At 73.0% G+C, this 17825-nt stretch carries 16 protein-coding genes; 5 read left to right on the top strand and 11 right to left on the bottom strand.

The window, feature by feature from the left end:
- Positions 1-144: 144 nt before the first annotated feature.
- A complete protein-coding gene (locus GPA10_RS13565) occupies positions 145-1473 on the bottom strand; it encodes a condensation domain-containing protein (RefSeq protein WP_157165719.1) in 1329 nt (442 codons plus the stop codon).
- Between the two features lie 463 nt (positions 1474-1936).
- Here GPA10_RS13565 and GPA10_RS13570 point away from each other — a divergent pair, with 463 nt between their 5' ends.
- The gene (locus tag GPA10_RS13570) at positions 1937-3241 is read left to right on the top strand and encodes an MFS transporter (RefSeq protein ID WP_157165720.1); all 1305 of its coding nucleotides are present in this window, start codon (positions 1937-1939) and stop codon (positions 3239-3241) included.
- Positions 3242-3332: 91 nt separating this feature from the next.
- Here the strand turns inward: GPA10_RS13570 and GPA10_RS13575 are convergent, their stop codons facing one another.
- Positions 3333-4808 (bottom strand): M28 family metallopeptidase, encoded by a 1476-nt coding sequence (locus GPA10_RS13575; RefSeq protein WP_198351589.1) that lies wholly within the window; start codon positions 4806-4808, stop codon positions 3333-3335.
- A 98-nt stretch (positions 4809-4906) separates the two neighbouring features.
- Positions 4907-5761: a LysR family substrate-binding domain-containing protein gene (locus GPA10_RS13580; RefSeq protein WP_343040784.1), complete on the bottom strand. Its 855-nt coding sequence runs from the start codon at positions 5759-5761 to the stop codon at positions 4907-4909.
- Between the two features lie 58 nt (positions 5762-5819).
- Between GPA10_RS13580 and GPA10_RS13585 the strand changes: the two genes are divergently transcribed.
- Positions 5820-6212, top strand: coding sequence for a DUF5997 family protein (locus GPA10_RS13585; protein ID WP_058852852.1), 393 nt, complete (start codon positions 5820-5822; stop codon positions 6210-6212).
- Between the two features lie 222 nt (positions 6213-6434).
- Here GPA10_RS13585 and GPA10_RS13590 read toward each other — a convergent pair whose 3' ends face one another.
- Both GPA10_RS13590 and GPA10_RS13595 read right to left on the bottom strand, forming a co-directional pair.
- Complete coding sequence (locus GPA10_RS13590; protein WP_157165721.1) at positions 6435-6806, bottom strand: STAS domain-containing protein; 372 nt, start codon at positions 6804-6806, stop codon at positions 6435-6437.
- A gap of 178 nt (positions 6807-6984) precedes the next feature.
- Positions 6985-8784 carry an MFS transporter gene (locus GPA10_RS13595; RefSeq protein ID WP_157165722.1) on the bottom strand — a complete coding sequence of 600 codons (1800 nt, stop codon included), beginning with the start codon at positions 8782-8784 and terminating at the stop codon, positions 6985-6987.
- Between the two features lie 117 nt (positions 8785-8901).
- Between GPA10_RS13595 and GPA10_RS42415 the strand changes: the two genes are divergently transcribed.
- On the top strand, positions 8902-9801 hold the full coding sequence (locus GPA10_RS42415; RefSeq protein ID WP_343040785.1) for a TetR/AcrR family transcriptional regulator: 900 nt from the start codon (positions 8902-8904) through the stop codon (positions 9799-9801).
- Between the two features lie 74 nt (positions 9802-9875).
- Complete coding sequence (gene fabG, locus GPA10_RS13605) at positions 9876-10580, top strand: 3-oxoacyl-ACP reductase FabG (RefSeq protein WP_157165724.1); 705 nt, start codon at positions 9876-9878, stop codon at positions 10578-10580.
- Between the two features lie 511 nt (positions 10581-11091).
- Here fabG and GPA10_RS13610 read toward each other — a convergent pair.
- From GPA10_RS13610 to GPA10_RS13635, 6 genes are all read right to left on the bottom strand, one after another.
- Positions 11092-11541: a 2-thiouracil desulfurase family protein gene (locus GPA10_RS13610; protein ID WP_157165725.1), complete on the bottom strand. Its 450-nt coding sequence runs from the start codon at positions 11539-11541 to the stop codon at positions 11092-11094.
- Between the two features lie 65 nt (positions 11542-11606).
- Positions 11607-12656, bottom strand: a complete 1050-nt coding sequence (locus GPA10_RS13615) for an NAD-dependent epimerase/dehydratase family protein (protein WP_157165726.1) — start codon at positions 12654-12656, stop codon at positions 11607-11609.
- Positions 12649-13284 (bottom strand): dTDP-4-dehydrorhamnose 3,5-epimerase family protein, encoded by a 636-nt coding sequence (locus GPA10_RS13620; RefSeq protein WP_058852785.1) that lies wholly within the window; start codon positions 13282-13284, stop codon positions 12649-12651. Before GPA10_RS13620 ends, GPA10_RS13615 begins: the two co-directional genes overlap by 8 nt.
- 24 nt (positions 13285-13308) lie before the next feature.
- Positions 13309-14691: an NDP-hexose 2,3-dehydratase family protein gene (locus tag GPA10_RS43685; RefSeq protein ID WP_343040805.1), complete on the bottom strand. Its 1383-nt coding sequence runs from the start codon at positions 14689-14691 to the stop codon at positions 13309-13311.
- 60 nt (positions 14692-14751) lie between these two features.
- Positions 14752-15861 carry a DegT/DnrJ/EryC1/StrS family aminotransferase gene (locus GPA10_RS13630; protein WP_157165728.1) on the bottom strand — a complete coding sequence of 370 codons (1110 nt, stop codon included), beginning with the start codon at positions 15859-15861 and terminating at the stop codon, positions 14752-14754.
- A gap of 213 nt (positions 15862-16074) precedes the next feature.
- The gene (locus GPA10_RS13635; RefSeq protein ID WP_198351590.1) at positions 16075-16758 is read right to left on the bottom strand and encodes an LmbU family transcriptional regulator; all 684 of its coding nucleotides are present in this window, start codon (positions 16756-16758) and stop codon (positions 16075-16077) included.
- An 818-nt stretch (positions 16759-17576) separates the two neighbouring features.
- On the opposite strand from GPA10_RS13635, the gene GPA10_RS13640 reads away from it, so the two are divergent.
- The gene (locus GPA10_RS13640; RefSeq protein ID WP_214660346.1) at positions 17577-17822 is read left to right on the top strand and encodes an acyl carrier protein; all 246 of its coding nucleotides are present in this window, start codon (positions 17577-17579) and stop codon (positions 17820-17822) included.
- The last annotated feature ends 3 nt before the right edge of the window (positions 17823-17825 follow it).

Below are 17825 nucleotides of genomic sequence, written 5' to 3' on the forward strand. Positions count from 1 at the left end.
TGACCGTGCGACACCGCGCGCGGGCGCACGGCATGACGGAACCCGGCCATCGTGGCCTGGGCACGGCGCGGCACGGCATTGCGACGGCACACACGTGGCCCGGCAGGGTCCGCCGGGTGTGCCGCTCGGTTCGGTGCGGGTCGGTCAGTCGGCTGCCACGGGCGCCGGCCGGGGGAAGAGGTCGCGCACGGCGGTTTCCGGACGCGCGGTCCCGAGCGCGTCGAGCAGACCGAGGATCCCCTCCAGATGCGCGTCCGTCTCCTGGGCGGTGAACAGTTCGGGGTGCGCGTCGAGAATGACGTCCGTCGTCCCGTCCGCCGAGGTCTGGAAGAAATAGACGGTCATGTCGACCGTGAGGGGGATCGAGAGGGTGCGCATCGTCGCGGCCGACCCCCCGAAGTCCAGCTTGTAGTCGAACTTCATCACATTGACCATCGGCCCCCACAGCCGTCCGCCGCCCTCGCCGAGGACTTCCCTGGAGATCTCGGCGGTCGGATAGCGGGAGTGCAGCAGGACGTTTCTGATCGTGCGTGACACGCGCCGGGTGAAGGCGCCGAGGGGCAGGCCGGTGTCGACGGTGAGCCGCAGCGGCAGGATGTTCATGGTCATGCCGGGGACGTTGCGCACCTGTGGGCTCAGGCGTCCGCCGGTGGGCAGGCCGAGCAGCAGCTCGTCCGCGCCGGTGTGCTTCCCCACGTACGCCGCGATGGTGGAGACGGCCAGGTCGGACCAGGTCACGCCGAGGTCGGCGGCCGCTCGTTCCAGGTGCCCGACCCGGTCCGGGGCCAGCTCGACGGTGCGGCGGCGGCCGATGGCGAGCCCGCCGCGCCGACCGGAGAGACCGACCGGCTCGGGGTGTCCGGCGAGGGTGTCGAGCCAGTGCGCCCGGTCCCGGGGGAAGCTCCTGCTGTCGCGGTAGGCGGTCTCGGTCTCCACCAGGTGGGCGAAGGCGGGAAAGGCGCCGCCCTCGGCGGGGAGTTGCCGGGCGAGTGCCGAGTAGACGGCGGCGGTGCGGTTGAAGACGAGCGCAAGGCTGTAGCCGTCGACGACCGCGTGGTGCACGCGCCGGTACAGGACGAAGTGGTCGTCGGCGATTTTCAGCAGGGCGGCACGGCACAGCGCTTGCGGGTCGACGGGCCCTTCCGCGTCCTTCTCCATCCAGGCGCGGGCAGCCGCTTCGGGCGCGGGTCCGGTACTCAGGTCGACATAGGGCAGCGGCGCCGGATCGTCCTTCACGAATTGGCGGTGACCGCCGTCCGCGTCCTCGTCGGAAACGATGACGAGACGTAGGGCCTCGGCCTCGCGCTCCACTTGCTCGTGCGCCGCCCGCATGGTCTCCGGATCGACGGGGCCACGGATGTCCACATAGTCGCAAATACAGTAAACAGGGTTACCGAAATCTTCTGACTGAGCCATCCATGTGCGCAACTGCGCCGCCAGGAGCGGTAGTTCCGTTCTTTCGCGATTAAGCAACGTACACCCTCCTCAAGAGGACACTTGCTTAAATCGACGCCACATCGCACAGGCGTCACGAACACAATTTCTTGGTCGTGCGTACCTAATGGTGGGGAACAGTTGTGGAGTCCGGGAAGAGCGGGAGGATTGGTGGGGGGATAGGCAGGTCCCTGGACAACGCACGTAGCCTACCTGTCACTTGATCGGCCGTCCATACCTCTCTGCCTGCATGTGCCAATGTCACTGAATGCAAGGGCCAGCCACCCTGTTACCCGGGCGGCAATCACACAAAGCTACGTGCATTGGACCCGGCCAACTCGGCGCGAATTGACCGCACCTTGACGACCAGGGTTTACGCTGGCCTGCGAGTGCCGTCACGATCTTCGGGGCGGCACTTCGAACTCTCTTTGCCTACAGCCCGTTGAAACATGAAGCAGCAGTTCCGGAACTCTCGTGTACGCACGGTGAACGTGGAGGATGGATGGCGACGGACCCGACAGCTGCCCCACCCGGCGACCAGCGTGCCGCCACCCGGCGCGGCGTGGCCGTGGTGGCCGCCCTGATGCTGGGGGCGTTCGCCTTCAACACCACCGAGAACCTCCCGATCGGCGTCCTGAAACTCATGTCGGACGACTTGGACGTCTCACTGTCGGCCGTCGGCCTGCTGGTGTCCGGGTACGGCCTGACCGTCGCGGTCGTGTCGGTGCCCATCGCCCAGATGACCCGTTCGGTCCCACGCCGCGCAGTGCTGTGCGTACTCCTCGCCGCCCTGTTCCTCGCGAGCCTCGTGGCGGCCCTCGTCTCCTCGTACTGGGTCCTGATGGCCAGCCGGCTGGTGACGGCGGTCGCGCAGGCGCTGTTCTGGGCGGTGATGGGGCCGGTCGCGGTCGGGCTCTTCCCACCGCACGTGCGCGGGCGCGTCATAGGGGCGCTCTCGGTGGGCGGCTCGGCGGCGCTCGTCCTCGGTGTGCCCGGCGGCACCTGGCTCGGCCAGCACAGCAGTTGGCAGCTGCCGTTCCTGGTGGTCGGCGCGCTCGCCGTCCCGCCGCTCGTCCTCATCGCCCTGGCCCTGCCCGTCTCCCGCCCGGAGGAGAGCCACGCCGTGCGGGGCGTGGTCCCCGACACCCGCCGCTTCGCCGTCGTCCTGACCGTCACCGGCCTCACCGTCACGGGTGTCTTCGCGGGCTACACGTACATCTCCACGTTCCTGGTGGACGAGAGCCGCTTCACGGAGTCCACGGTGAGCACGCTGCTCCTGGTGCTCGGCGTCACCGGCATCGTCTCCGTCGCGGTCTACGGCCGCCTCCTGGACCGCTGTCCGCGCGCCACCCTCACCGTCCCCGTGGCCACCCAGGCCGCCGCGCTCCTCGGGCTGTACGCGGCGGGCGGCTCCAAGGCCGTCGCCGTGGCCATGATGGTGCTCCTCGGCGCGTCCCTCGGCCCGGTGTTCATGGCCACGCAGACCCAGGTCATGCACTTCGCGCCGGGCCGCACCGAGACGGCGGTCGCGGCGAACAGCGCCGCGTACAACCTCGGGGTCGCCGCTGGCGCGCTCGCGGGGAGCCTGCTCCTGCCGGCCATCGGCGTGCGCGGCACGTTCCTGGTGGGCGGCCTGATGACGGTGGCGGCCCTCGTGCTGCTCCTGGAGGAACAGTTCTTCCCCGTGGGGCGCGACGACCCCTGGGCCGCGGCAGCGGACCACCAGGCACCTGCGGGCCCCAAGGACCCGCAGGACCCGCAGGGACCGCCCGGCCCTCCGGCCGAGGACGTCTACTCCGAGAAGTGAGGCTCCGCGGGTCGCCGCGGGTCGATGCGGGTCGCCGCGGGTCGATGCGGGTCGCCGGGGATCGCCGCGGGTCGCCGCGGGTCGCCGAGCCTCAGCGCTCGGGTGCCGGGAACGCCACCGGGCTGCGCACTCCGGAGCGGCCGACCGCGCGGACGCCGAAGAAGACGTTGTCCTTGGAGAGTTCGACGGTGTGGCGGGTGACGTCGCCGACGTCGACGACCTCGGTCCAGTCCGTGTCGGTGGTCTCGCGCCACACCACTTCGTACCCGGCCAGGTCGGCGAGGTCGCTCTCGGGGCCGCGCTCCCACACGAGTTCGGTGTCGTTGGTCAGCTCGGCGGTACGGATCTTCGCGCCCCGCGGGGTGCCCGGCGCCTGGGCGAGGCTCCACAGGGCGGCGGCGTTCACGCGCGCCACCCGGGCGATGTAGGGGAAGTCGCAGAACTCCGGCAGGTCCCCGTACTGCTTGCCGTCGACCACGCGCACGTCCTGGTGCTGGTGGGCGTAGTCCTCGGCGGGCTCGGTGAACCGGGCCGCCGGATAGGCCCGTTCGAGGAAGGGGATGTGGTCGCCGCCGCGCAGATAGCGGTCGCGGCGGTGCACGACGCGCACCCTCATCCCGGTCGCGTCGTTGTCGGCGACATCGCGCACGAAGCGGGCGAGCTGGCGTGCCGGTGAGTCGTTCTCGCCGCCCACGGAGCGGCGTACGGCGGCCTCCTCGGGGGTCTCGGACGACGGCACGCCCTCGGCGAAGAGCCGGACGGTGCGGGGGTCGCGGGTGCCGTCGTCCGCGGTGGAGCTGCCGACGATGTCGTTGGTGAACATCGCCTGGACGTCCGCCTTCTGCCGCTTGTACTGCTCCGCCATGTGGGCCGCGCCGTACAGCCCCTGCTCCTCGCCCGCGACGGCCGCGAAGACGACCGTGGCGCCGAGTCGCCGGGTCGCCATGACCCGGGCGAGTTCCAGGACGACCGCGACCCCGGAGGCGTCGTCGTCCGCTCCGGGGGCGTCGCCGGTGGCGTCCATGACGTCGCTCGCCCGGGAGTCGTAGTGCCCCGACACGACGTAGATCCGGTCCGGGGACGCCGATCCCCGCAGGGTGGCCACGACGTTGGTGATCCGCGTCGGCTGTGGAATGCGCGGGCCCGGTTCTTGTACGTACGACTGGAGCTCCACGCTCATCCGGCCGCCCGACGCCCGCGCGTGCCGCCGCAGCTCGGCGAGGATCCAGTCGCGGGCGGCCCCGATGCCGCGTACGGGGTCGTCCTGCGCGGACAGCGTGTGCCGGGTCCCGAACGCGGCGAGCCGGCGCACGGTCGCCTCGACGCGGCGGTGGTCGATCTCCCGCAGGAGCGCGCGCAGGGCGCGCGGGGGTGGTTGCGCGGTGGCGCTCCCACCGGCAGGCGCGGTGGCGCTCGCACCGGCAGATGTGGTGGCGCTCGCACCGGCCGGGGCGTGTCGGCCGTCGCGTGCCGCGGCCGGTCCCGCCTGGCCGACGGCCTCGGCCGTACCGGCGACCGCGGCCGCCGCGAGGACGGTCCGCCGGGAAGTGCCCGTCTGCTCCGACATGCGGCCATAGTCATGGACACCACAACGGGACGCAAGGGGGCCGGGGGTGTGCCGCGGCGCCTTGGGGCGGGGGCGAAAGGCCGGGGGTTGCGGGGCCGCTACGACCTGCGGCGCGGCTTGCCCCGTTTGGCCTGGGGGCCGCCGCCTGCGCGACGCGCCGTGCGGCCGGGGGTCGGCTTTCCCGTCCTGCCGGAGGCGGACTTGCCCGAAGCGGATTTACCCGAGGCGGACTTGCCGGTCTTCCCGGAGGCCGGCTTCGCCGAGGCGGGCTTCCCCTGCGCCCCCTTGCGGGGCGAGCCCTTGGTCGCACCCCGCTTCTCGGTGGTCTGTGCCGCGGCCGGACCCCGGCCTCGGGTGCTGTTCACGGTCCGGCCACGGATGATGCCGATGAACTCCTCCACCAGGTCGGTCGTGGCGTCCTCCGGCCAGGACAGCACGACGCCCGACTGCGGTACGTCGGTGAGCGGCCGGTACGTGAGGTCCCTGCGGTGGTGCAGACGCGCCAGCGACTGCGGCACCGCGAGCACGCCGATGCCCGCCGCGACCAGCTCGACGGCGTCGGCCGTCGTCGCGGGGCGCTCCCTCGCGGGGCGGCCCGGCAGCTCCTCCCAGCCAAGGGTGTCGTCGAGAGGGTGGAGGACGATCTCGTCGGCAAGATCGGCGACGCCCACCTCGTCGGCAGCCGTCACGAGGTGGTCCTTGGGGACGACGACCACGGTCGTCTCCGTGTAGAGCGGGATGGCGCTGAGGACGGTCCGGTCGACGGGCAGCCGCACCAGGCCCGCGTCGACACCACCGCTCCGGAGCAGTTCGTCCGCGTCGGCGGGCGCCACCGGTACGAGCGTCAGCGGGACGTCGGGCAGCCGCTCGTTCCAGACACGCACCCACTTCGCGGGTGTCACCCCCGGGACATAGGCCAGCCGGAACGAAGAGGTGTTTTCCGAGCCTGTCACCACGCCAGGCTACCCGGCGTGGTCGGAGGCCGCTCAGGCGCTCGATACCCTGGTGACCATGACGTCGCACCAGACCACCCAGACCATGAAGCCCGCGACTGCGGCGAAGAAGCTGGGTGTGTACCTCGAGGCCACCCCCACCGAGTTCCAGGAGGGCGTGGTCTCCCGGGCCGAGTTCAACGCGCTGCAGGCCGACCCGCCCCAGTGGCTCCAGGACCTGCGCCGCACCGGCCCGCACCCGCGTCCCGTGGTCGCGGCGAGGCTCGGCGTCTCCATTTCCGGCCTCGCCCGCGGCGGTGTCACCGAGGCGCTGACCACCGAGCAGATCGACGCCCTGAAGACGGAGAACCCCGAGTGGCTGCGGCGGGAGCGCGCCACCCAGGCCGAGGTCCGCAAGGAGACCGCCCGCCTCAAGGAGAAGCAGCGCGAGGCCGCGGCCGAATCCGACTGAACGGGGCGATCCGAACCATCCGGCTGGTTCGCCGCGTCCCGGCCGGTTCGTTCCACCCGGCCGATACGGCTGGTCCGGCTGATCCGCCCGGTCCGCCCTGGTCTGCTCGGTCCGGCCGGGAGAGCGCGCCCCGCGGCCCGGCCGGGCCCGAGCGGTCCGGCCGGGAACGGTCCGGGCAGTCCGGGCAGTCCGGGCAGTCCGGGCAGTCCGGGCACGGGACCGTCACACGGGTGACCCTTCCGCCCCCGTCATGAGCGCGGTCTCCAGATCCCCCGCGATCTCGAACGTCGACATGAGACCGGCCAGGCGCAGGACCTTGCGGAAGAACGGGTTGTCCACGACCAGGACGACACCCGCCTCACGCCGCCGGGCCGCATCCCGGGCCCGGCACAGAAGCGTCAGTCCGCCGCAGTCGAGAAACGTCACTGCACTCAGGTCGAGCACGAGGTCGCGGCGGCTCTCCCGGGCGAGGCGCGCGAGCGGAGCGGCGAGGACCTCGTCCGCGAGTATGTCCAGCTCTCCCCAGAACGCGATGATCATCCGTTCCTGCCGCACATCCGCGCGGAGGCCGAACGCGGCGTGGTCCTCGAGCATCGTTCCCCCTCATGGCACCGTGAGTGCGGCTCCGGGGTGAGCCTGAGCTGATCAGCGGCGGGGTCTGTGCGATGAGCTGTCGCCACCGGGGACAGGGGTGGCACGTTCTTGCCCTTGGCATACCCGTCGGCGGGAGAATAATGCAACTGCCCTGCATTAAACAAGACTTGGCCGAATGTCAGCCCTTGGACCGCCCGGCGTGGACTTCTCCCCGCAGCGAGAGCGCGAGACACTTCGCACCGGCCCACAGCGCGTGCCCGGCGAGGACGAACGTCCAGATCTTCCCGCCGTCCTCCGGCACCCGGGCGAACCCGGACTCCTGCCCGCCGCCGTGCAGCAGCACGTCAGCGGTGTCCCCCGCGACGAGGTCGTGCAGCCACGAGAGCCCGAGGAGCAGCAGGACGACCTGTGCGAGGGCGTACGCGGCCGCGTGCAGGGCGAGCTCCCGGAGGATCTGCTGCCGCGACTTGGGCGGTTCGTCCTCAGGGGAGCCGTCCTTTGAGGGTTCGTCCTCAGGGGAGCCGTCCTTTGAGGGTTCGTCCTTAGGGGGGCCGTTCTTAGGGGGGCAGTTCTCAGAGGGCTCGTCCTTCGCCGGAACGGCCTTGCCCGCAACGGCCTTCTCCGAAGCGGCCTGCGCCCCGGAAGCGTCCCGCCGCGGCTCCGGCGGGGGCGGCGGCACGTCGGCGACACCGAGGCTCCGCACCGCGCGGGGCACGATCACCGCCCCGGCCAGGATCAGGACCGCCGCGCCGAGACAGGCCACGGTCCAGTCCGCGCCGTCGTAGAGCATCCCCGCGGCGAGGGCGCCGACCAGCGCGCCCAGGAGGTTCGCCGACTCGTACACGCCCATGCCGCGCCCGGCGTGGTCACCGGAGGCCTCCGCGATCACCGCCTGCTGGATCGGTATGACCGCCGCCCAGGCGAGGCCGCTGAGGATCCACAGGACGGCGATGACGGCGGGGTGCGGCGCCCACGCGAGGCCGGCCGCGAAGGCGGCGCTGGCGCACGACGCGTACATCAGGATCCGGGTGCGGCCGAAGCGGACGACGTAGGTGTGCAGGCGCTCCGCGGCGACGCTCATGACGATCGCCCCGGGCAGGAAGACGTACGCGACCTCGACGACCTCCAAGTCGAACTCCCGCTGGAGGTGCATCAGGAGCAGCAGCGAGATCGCGGCCTCGGCCGCCATGGTCACCACGACGGCGAGCAGCATGGGCCGGAGCCTGCGGCCGACGGCACCGAGCCCGGCGACGGCGGCCGCGGGCCCCGGCCCTGGCCCCAACGCCTTCTGCCCGCGGGGCGAGGACAGCAGCAGGACGGCGGCGAGGAGGCAGGCTCCGGCGCACGCCCAGAAGACGCCGTCGAAGCCGATCCCGCCGGTCAGGACCATCCCGGCGACGAAGGCCACCCAGGACCCCGTCTCCTGGGAGGCGAGCAGGCGCGGGAAGACCGCGGAGTCCTCCGCGAGGCGCTCGCTGATGATGGCGCGGACCGCCACCCACAGCAGGGCGCCGCCCACCCCGCCGACCGCGGCGGCGGCGTACGCGGAGGCGGCGTTTTGCGCGAGGGCGTACCCGGCGGCGGCGGCCGCGTACAGGAACGCGCCGGTCGCGGCGACGTAGCGGCGTTCGAAGAGGTCCGCGAGCACACCCGCGATCGGTCGCGCGATCACGGAGAGGGCCATCTCCACGGCCATCAGGATGCCGACCTCGGTGGCGGTCAGGCCGAGGGCCGCGCCCGCCCACAGGGGCAGGACGAAGTCGAACAGCTCGTTCGGGCCGTTGGTGAACGCCGCCGCGTACAGCGTGCGCTCCTCGCGGCGGCGGGAGGGCGACGGTTTCTCCGTGGCCGCTTCCGGGGCGCCCGTCTCCGGAGAGGCCGCCTCAGGGACACCCGCCTGAGAGGAGCCCGCTGTCCGGGTCTTCGCTGCCGGGGTTTTCGCTGCCGGGGCGTCCGCCTCCGGGCTGTCTCCGATCATGTGTCCGCCCCACTCCGAGCACTGTTCGGTTAACTCCGAACGGTATACTGAGTTGCGAGCTGATCGCAAAGAGTGAGCCGCGCGTGAGGGCGGCCGGCCCGTTGGAGGATGTCCCTGGTGACGGATCCACTGCCCGCTTCACCCACGGTGCCGACCTCCACCCCGCAGGAGCGCGCCCTCGCGCTGCTCTGGGGCGGGGACACCCGTGGCTCGCGCGGTCCCGCGCGCGGGCTCACCCGGGAGCGGATCGTCGAGGCCGCGATCGACGTGGTCGAGCGGGACGGCCCCGCGGCGATGTCGCTGCGCCGGGTCGCCGCGCAGCTCGGTGTCGGCGTCGCGTCGCTCTACACCTACGTCCCCGGCCGGGCCGAGCTGGAGGCCCTGATGCTCGACGCGGTCGCGGTGGGACCGACCCTGCCGCACGAGTGGCCGGGCGACTGGCGCGCCAAGCTCACCGCGCTCGCGCACGACGACTGGCGGCAGATCAGGCGGCACCCCTGGGTCCTCGAACTGGGCGCGGCCGAGCAGGTACCGGGGCCGAACATGCTGCGCTGGCTTGACTCCGCGCTGCGCGTCTTCGACGGCACCGGGCTCCGCGAGGCGGAGAAGCTGTCCGCCATCGAGACCGTCGACGCCTATGTGCGCGGCCTCGGACGGCTGCGCGGCGCCGAGGAGGCCGCGGCGGACGGCCCGGCGGGCAGGGGGGCCGCCACCGCCGAGGGCCGAGGGGACACCGAGGGCCGGGGGGAGACCGAGGGCCGGGGGGAGACCGAGGGCCGGGGGGAGACCGAGGGCCGGGGGGAGACCGAGGGCCGGGGGGAGACCGAGGGCCGGGAGGGCATGAGCACGCGGGAGCGTGACGACGTGCTCGGGCAGCTCGTGGACTTCGACCGCTATCCGGCACTGCGGCGGGCCCTCGCCGCCGGGGCGACACCGTACGCGGGCGCCCCCTTCGAGTTCGGACTCCAGCGGCTGCTCGACGGCATCGAGCAATTGGTGATCCGCCGCGCGACCTGAGCGCGCGGCATGGCGTCAGTCCGTACGGGGACTGTGTCCGTACGGGGACTGTGGGACGGTACGGGGAGGCAGTGATGGCACGTTCGGTTCTGGTCACGGGTGGCAACCGCGGCATCGGGCTCGCGGTGGCCCGGCGGCTTGCCGCGGGCGGCGACCGGGTGGCGGTCACGTTCCGGTCCGGCCGGCCGCCCGCGGGGCTCTTCGGGGTGCGGTGCGACGTCACGGACGGGGGGCAGGTGGACCGCGCTTTCAAGGAGGTCGAGGCCGAGCAGGGCGCGGTGGAGGTCCTCGTCGCGAACGCGGGCATCGCACGTGACCGGCTGCTCGCGACGATGTCGGAGACGGACTTCGGGGCCGTCCTCGACACCAACCTCGTCGGCACCTTCCGGGTGGCCCGGCGGGCCGTGCGGCCCATGATGCGCGCACGCCGGGGCCGGATCGTCCTCATCTCCTCGGTCTCCGCGCTCCTCGGCACGGCGGGGCAGGCGAACTACGCGGCGTCCAAGGCGGGCCTCATCGGCTTCGGCCGCTCCCTCGCCCGGGAGCTGGCGCCGCGCGACATCACCGTGAACGTCATCGCCGCGGGTCTCGTCGACACGGACATGACCTCGTCCCTGACCGAGGCACGGATCGAGGCCATCACCGCGTCCGTGCCCCTGGGGCGCATGGGCACGGCGGAGGAGATCGCGGCGGCGGTCGACTTCCTCGCGGGGCCCGGGGCGGGGTACATCACGGGGGCCGTGATGGCGGTCGACGGAGGGTTGGGCATGGGGCATTGAGCCCGCGGGGAGCACCGGGCATCCTCCGGGTACTCCCGGGCGCCTCGGGCACGCCCCGGGCCTCGGGCACGGCGAGCGCCTCGGACACACTACGGGCACCCCGGACACCGCAGGCACCGCAGGCACCGCGCCGCGCCACCGGCGTGGCGAGCGCCTCAGGCACACCACCGGAACCCCGGGCACCGCAGACACCACAGGCACCGCCCCGCGCCACCGGCGTGGCGAGCGCCTCGGGCACACCACCGGAACCCCGGACACCGCAGACACCCCGCACACTCCAAGCAACACCTAGCCCCGGGCACCGCAGACACCACAGGCACCGCCCCGCGCCACCGGCGTGGCGAGCGCCTCAGGCACACCACCGGAACCCCGGACACCGCAGACACCCCGCACACTCCAAGCAACACCTAGCCCCGGGCACCGCAGACACCACAGGCACCGCCCCGCGCCACCGGCGTGGCGAGCGCCTCGGGCGCACCACGGGCACCCCGGGAACCCCGGGGTGCCCCCCTCACAGCCCCGGCGCAGCCCGCACCGCGATCCCATGGCGTTTCAGCAGGGCCGTCGTCACCCCGTCGCCCGTCCGCGACTCCCCCGTGAACGAACCGTCGTACACCTTGCCCCGACCGCACGAGGGGCTGCGCGGCATCAGCAGTGCCTCCGTGCAGCCGGCGTGCCGGGCCGCCGCGAGTGCGCGGTGGGCGCCGGCGACGAACTCCGCGGTGACGTCGCGTCCGGTGTCCTCGATCACCCGTGCCGTTCCGTCCAGGACGTCGTGGCCGTCGCCGCCCACCAGTTCCGCGGGCCGCCGCGGTGTCGTGAGGCCGCCCGCCACCTCCGGGCAGAAGGAGACGACGTCACGGCCGTCCACGGCGCGCGCCGACTCCGGCGAGGCCTTGTGCCGACCGTCGAAGCGGCACGGCACTCCGCGCAGACAGGCACTGACCAGGATTGCTTCCATGCCGGCAGGCTAGTCACCGCACGTGTGCGGGCAGCCGGGCGGGGGGCGCGCACAGGGGGCAGGTGTCACGTCCCCCGGAGCCGCGCCGCCCCCGCCCCCGCGGCGCGCTCCCGCGCGAGCGCTCCCACCGTGCGTACGAGACCTGCGTGCAGGGGCACGTGCGGGGACCAGCCCGTGGCTGCGCGGAACGCCGTCGCGTCGACCGTGAAGCTGTGGAAGTCGGCGGGGGTCGCGTGGTCAGGGGGTTCGACGGTGACCACCGGCACCGGCTGCCCGCCCGTGAAGTCGGCGGCCAGCCGGGACACGGCGCGGAAGAGATCGCCGAGGGCGGTCGTGCGGCCGGTGCCCACCGGCCAGTGCCGCCCAGCGAGTTCGTCGATCCGGTCGAGGCCGGTGACGAGGGCGTGCGCCGCGTCGTCGATGTGCAGCAGGTCCCGGCCGATGGTGCCGTCGCGCCACACCGTCAGCGGCTCGCCCGCCAGGGCGCGGCGGGCCATGGCGGTCACCACGCCGCCGTCGGCAGCGGTCGGCGTGCGGCTCTCGCCGTACACGGTCGGCAGCCTGAGCGAGACCGCGCGCAGCACCCCTTCGCGGGTGGCGTCGAGCAGGGCCCGCTCGGCCAGGACCTTGTGCCGGTCGTAGCGGCTCGCGGGGTGGTCCTCCTCGGTGCCGTCGATCCGGGTGCGGGCCGTGAGCCCCACCTGGCTCGCCGATCCGGCGAAGACGCACGCGGGGCGCGGCCCGCCGCCCCGAGCGGCGCGCAGGACGTCGACGAGGGCGTGCACCATGCCGACGTTGACCCACTCCCCCTGCGGGTCGTCGTCGGTACGCCAGGCGCGGGCGCCGGAGCGGTGGCACACCAGGTGGACGATCGCGTCGGCGCCGTCGACGGCGGCGGCCAGGCTCGCCGCGTCGGTGAGGTCCGCGGCGCGCACCTCCACCTCGGCCACCGGGCCGGCGGGGACGGCGCTCGGGCGGCGCGCCACCAGACGAAGCCGGAGCCGCCGCCGTGCGAGCGTCGCGGCGACGGCGGAGCCGAGAAAGCCGGAGGCCCCGAGCACGGCGACCCGGGGCACCCCCGCCCCCGGCCCCTCGGACCGCGGCACGTCAGCCATGACGCTCCCCCGCCGCGGCCAGAGCGGCTTCGTGCAGCCGGGCGTCGAGGCGGACGCACGTCTCGTACGCGGGAAGGAGCCCCGCGCGCTCGGCAGCCGCGAGCGTGGGAGCCACCCGGTCCCGGGGGGAGAGGAGGCGGGGCAGGTCGTCCCGCAGGGGCAGCGCGAGGGCCGGGTCGGTCGCCGAGACCGCCTTCTCGTCGTCGGCGGCGTACCCGCCCGACAGCAGATAGGCCATCACCGTGTCGTCCTCCAGGGCCTGGAAGGCGTGGCCGACCCCGACCGGCAGATGGACCGCGCGGAACGTCACGGCGTCCAGGACCAGGCGGTCCCAGCGGCCGAACGTAGGTGAGCCGAGGCGCAGATCGACGACGAAGTCGAGGGCGCTGCCGTGGGCGCAGTGCACGTAGGTGGCCATGCCGGGCGGGGTTCGGGTGAAGTGGACGCCGCGGACCACGCCACGGCGGGACCTGCTGTGCCCGGTCTGTGCCACCGGGAACAGCGGGCCGCCGAGCGCGCGGGTGAACGCGGGCTGCTGGTAGGGGGCGACGAACAGGCCCCGTTCGTCGGGGAAGACGTCGGGCGTGAACACGTGCGCGCCCCGTACTCCCAACTCGCGTGTCTGCACAGCACATGTCCTTTCAGCGGGGGCTCACAGTGGCGGCGGTGCCGCCAGGCAGGCGAGGAGGCTGCGCGCCTGGACGTTGACGTGCTGGCCGCGGACGACCAGCGCGCGCAGCTGAGGCACCGTCAGCCAGCGGTAGTCGGCCGGGAGTCGTGCGCCGTCGAGGAGGTCGTCGAGGGCGTCGTCGGCCTCGACGACGCGGTACCGGGTCGCCGCCCGGTGGAAGCGGCCGCCCTCCTCGGACAGCTCCGCGTCGAACCGTACGCGCGCCGTGTCGGCGGTCAGCGCCATGGCGTCGAAGGGCCCGGCCTCCTCGGGCGTCGCGGGCCCGGTGTCCGTGGTCCACTGGACGGTGGGGCCGATCTCGACGAGGTCGCCGAGGCCCGGTTCGGTGCGGGCGCGGACCAGGACCCGGGGCACGGGTCCGGCGGATCGGCACAGGAACGCGGCGAGGCCACGCCCGCCGGGCGCGAGCAGTGGCTGCGCCCACTGCCGTACCTCACGGGTGCCCGCCGCCACCCGGACCGCGATGATCCGGAAGGACCGGCCGGAGTCGGCGGCGATCTCCGTGTCCGTCCGGGTCCAGCCGCGCACGTCCGCCAGCGGGACGAGCCGGGTCCGCCACGGGCAGCTCTGTTTCGCGTCGATGAGCCAGCTGGTGAGGGACCGCGGCGCGGACGTGTCGGCCACGAACGCATCGGTCACGGACGTGTCGGCCACCGACGCATCGGCCACGGACGCGGACTCCGGCGGCAGGCAGCCGAGCACGGAGCGCGTGTCCATGTTGACGAGGTGGTCGACGCGCAGCAGCCGCCGTACGGTACGCAGCGCCACCCAGCGGTAGTCGGGGTGCTCGGCGACCTCGCCGACCGGTTCGACGACCATGTTCCTGTTGTGCTTGCGCCAGAACCACGCGCCCTGTTCCGACTGGAGCGAGTCGACGAGGACCCGGCCGCGGCCGGGTCCCGTGAAGTGCTCCAGGTACCGGGTCGCGCCGCCCCGGTGGACGCGTGTGTAGTTGCTGCGGGTCGCCTGCACGGTGGGCGAGAGCTGGATGCCGTCGATGTTGCCCGGCTCGGCCTTGGCCTGGAGCAGCACGTGCGGTTCGCCGTCCCGCTCCGCGACGAGCAGGCCGAGCACACCGATCTCCGGCTGCACGATCACCGGCTGGTCGCGCGGCGGCGGTCCGCCGGCTGCGGGGCCGTGCACCCGCAGCCCGGTGACGGCGAAGAAGCGCCCGCTGTCGTGGACGAGGTCGCCGTCCCGGGTGAAGGACCAGTGCGGCAGTTCGCGGAACGGGACGGGGGTGACGAAGAGGCGGGCCGCGCGGCGCCGTTCGGCCCACCAGGAGGCGAACCCGGAGTCCGGCTCCCCGTACGCGGACCCGCGCCCCTGCTCCGACGTGACGATGACGGCACCTCCCGTTGAACGCGGCGGCGACCCCTGGCACCGCGCGCGGTGGCCCCGGCGCTACAGCGCCGCGAGCACCTCGCGCAGCGCCTCCACCACCAGGTCCTGCTCGGCCTTGGTCAGCGAGGGGTACATGGGCAGCGAGAAGATCTCGTCGGCGGCCCGCTCGGTGGCCGGCAGGTCGCCCGTGCGGTGGCCGAGGCGGGCGAAGCCCTTCATGGTGTGGACCGGCCAGCGGTAGCTGACGTTGAGCGCGATGTCCCGCCGGGCCATCTCGGCGATTATCGTGTCGCGTTCCGGGTGGCGCACCACGTACAGGTAGTAGACGTGGTCGTTGCCCGGCGCCAGGGACGGCAGGACGAGGCCGGTGCCGGCGAGGCCCTCGGCGTAGCGGGCCGCGATCGCCCTGCGCGCGGCCAGATAGTCGTCGAGGCGGGTCAGTTTGCGGCGCAGGATCTCCGCTTGCACCTCGTCGAGGCGGCTGTTGTGGCCGGGGGTCGCCTCTACGTAGTAGCGGTCCTCCATGCCGTAGTAGCGCAGCCTGCGCAGGGCGGCGTCCACCGTCGCCGACGACGTGAGGACGGCGCCCGCGTCGCCGTACGCGCCGAGGACCTTGGTCGGGTAGAAGGAGAACGCCGCGGCGTCCCCCATGGTTCCCGCGGGCCTGCCGTGCCTGCGCGCGCCGTGCGCCTGGGCGCAGTCCTCCAGGACGGCGAGTCCGAAGGTGGCGGCGTGCGCGGTCAGCGCCGTCATGTCGACGCACTGGCCGTACAGGTGCACCGGCAGCAGGCACTTGGTGCGTTCGGTGACGACGTCGGGGATCCGCTCGACGTCCATCAGATACGTCTCGGGGTGCACGTCGACGAACACGGGTGTCGCGCCCACGGCGTCGATGGCGACCACCGTGGGCGCCGCGGTGTTGGCGACGGTGACGACCTCGTCACCGTCGCCGACGCCGAGCGCGCGCAGTCCGAGCACGAGGGCGTTGGTGCCGTTGTCGACGCCGACGCAGTGCGGGACGCCGTGCCGGTCGGCGAAGGCCCGCTCGAAGGCCTCGACGCAGGGGCCGAGGATCAGTCGGCCGGAGCGGAAGACGGTGTCCACGGCGTCGAGGACGTCCGCCCGCTCGGCGTCGTACTCCGCGAGGTAGTTCCAGACCTTGATGCTCATGGTCTCGGGCCCTTCGGTCGACTCGGGGTCGGCCGGTCACGCACGGACCGGCCGCGGTGCTGCGGAGCCGGGGCCGCCGGGGGCGGTCCGGCTCCAGTGCGGCGGCACCGTCACCACGGAGGGAGGTCCGGCCCCCGTGCGGCGACACCGTCACCCCCGAGGGAGGTCCGGCCCCCGTGCGGCGACACCGTCACCCCCGAGGGCGGCTCCGCCTCAGTGCCGCGGTGCCGACGCCTCCAGGGGACCGCGCCGCGCGTGCCCGGCCCCGCACTTCTCCAGCGCCGTGGCGGCCGCGTTCTCCGCCGCCGTGCGCACCGTGGCGGGCGCGCAGCGGTCGAGCACGGCGACGATCCACTCGGCGAGCGCCTGCCCCTGGTTGGCCGCCGCCTTCTGCCAGCGGATGTGCCGCTCCGTGGTGATCTTGAAGCGGATGGCCGCCGGCTTCCCGCCGGAGGACGGCCGCGCCGCCGCTTCCGCCACCGGCCTGCGTTCGCGTGCGCGCAGGCTGTGGCTGTTCTTGACGTGCCTGCGCATCTCGTTGCGCGACCAGCCGTGCCGCTCCGCCTGCTCCAGCCAGTGGTCCTGGACGCGCTCCTCCAGACCCGCGACCTCGGCGTGGTGCTGGAAGCTCAGCCGGTCGTGGCGGCGCGCGACCCCGAACCGGCCCGCCACCCAGGCGTAGTTGCGCAGCGTCTGGTAGCTCAGGGACGTGTCGGCGAGAGCGATCTTGTAGCGGTCGGGATAGTGGGCCTGACCGTAGATCAGCCAGTCGCCGAGCCACCAGCTGGAGGACTCCGCGATGACGGCGATGTGCTCGCCGAGGCTCCGCCACCGCTCCAGCGGGAGGTCGACCGGCAGGTCGAGCGAGGTGCGCCGGGCGACCACGGACGCGTTCACCGGTACCTGCGATCCGCGTTTCCGCTCCGGGGAATTCGGGGCACCGCGACTTCTCGGCAGCCCGCCCGCAAGGGTTCCGGGAATCGGATCGGTAATCGTTGTGGGATTCGAGTGCGCTAGCGGCCTCACGCCGGGAGGCATTCCCCCGTACCTCTTGCTTGGCAAGACATCCTCCGTGTGAGCGTGCTGTACTCTCACCTGTCCCGAGCGGTCCCGGGACTCCGGCAGTCTGCGGCAGGGTACGGGGCGGTGTCCAGGGGAATGAATGGCCGGTTGTTCCGGATGGGCCGACCGCGGGACCGGCCGGGGCATGTGGTTGATCGCATTCCGGCGCGGTCTGATTCGCGGCGTTTCGCCGCACCACCGTGTAATGCGGCGAGGAGGAGCGCGCCTGCGCTTTTCGCAACGCGGGAACCCTTCCGGGAGCACGCGTCCGCGGCCGCGGCCCCCTTCCGGATACGCCGGTCCGGGCATCGCGGCGGCCGCCTTCCGGCGCTGCGCGGCCCGTGCGCGGGGGCCCGGCGGGGCGTCCCGCCGGCGGGACGGAGACGGCCGGGACCGCGTCGTTCGGTTCCGGCAGTGGCCGTCGCCGTGCTGCCCGGGATGCGCGCCTATTCCCGTACGCCTACACGTGGACGTAGACGTACACGTACCGGAATAGCAGCGCACCGAACACGCGGCCTCGCATCGGAATTCGGAGGGCGAAGCTTCTGACCGGGCACGACGAACAACGCCCCCGAATGCGGTAATGAACGGTGCACGACGGCGCATTGACCGGTCGTGACCGCATGAATTAGAAGATGGGCATGGACGCACTCATGGACCAGAACAGCGCGCTTCGCTTTGTCGCGGAGGCGGTGGAAGAAGTATCCGGAATTCCGGCCGAAGAGGTGGCACCGGGCAAGTCGTTGGTGGACGATCTCGGCATCGATTCCCTCTCCATGGTGGAGATCGCCTTCACCTTGCAGCGGCAGGCCGGTGACGAGATACCGGACGAGTCGCTCTCCACGATCACGACGGTGCAGGATCTCGTCGACCTGGTGCGGGAGCGGGTCGGGAGGTGACCC

Source organism: Streptomyces typhae, assembly GCF_009755605.1.
Taxonomy (GTDB): domain Bacteria; phylum Actinomycetota; class Actinomycetes; order Streptomycetales; family Streptomycetaceae; genus Streptomyces; species Streptomyces typhae.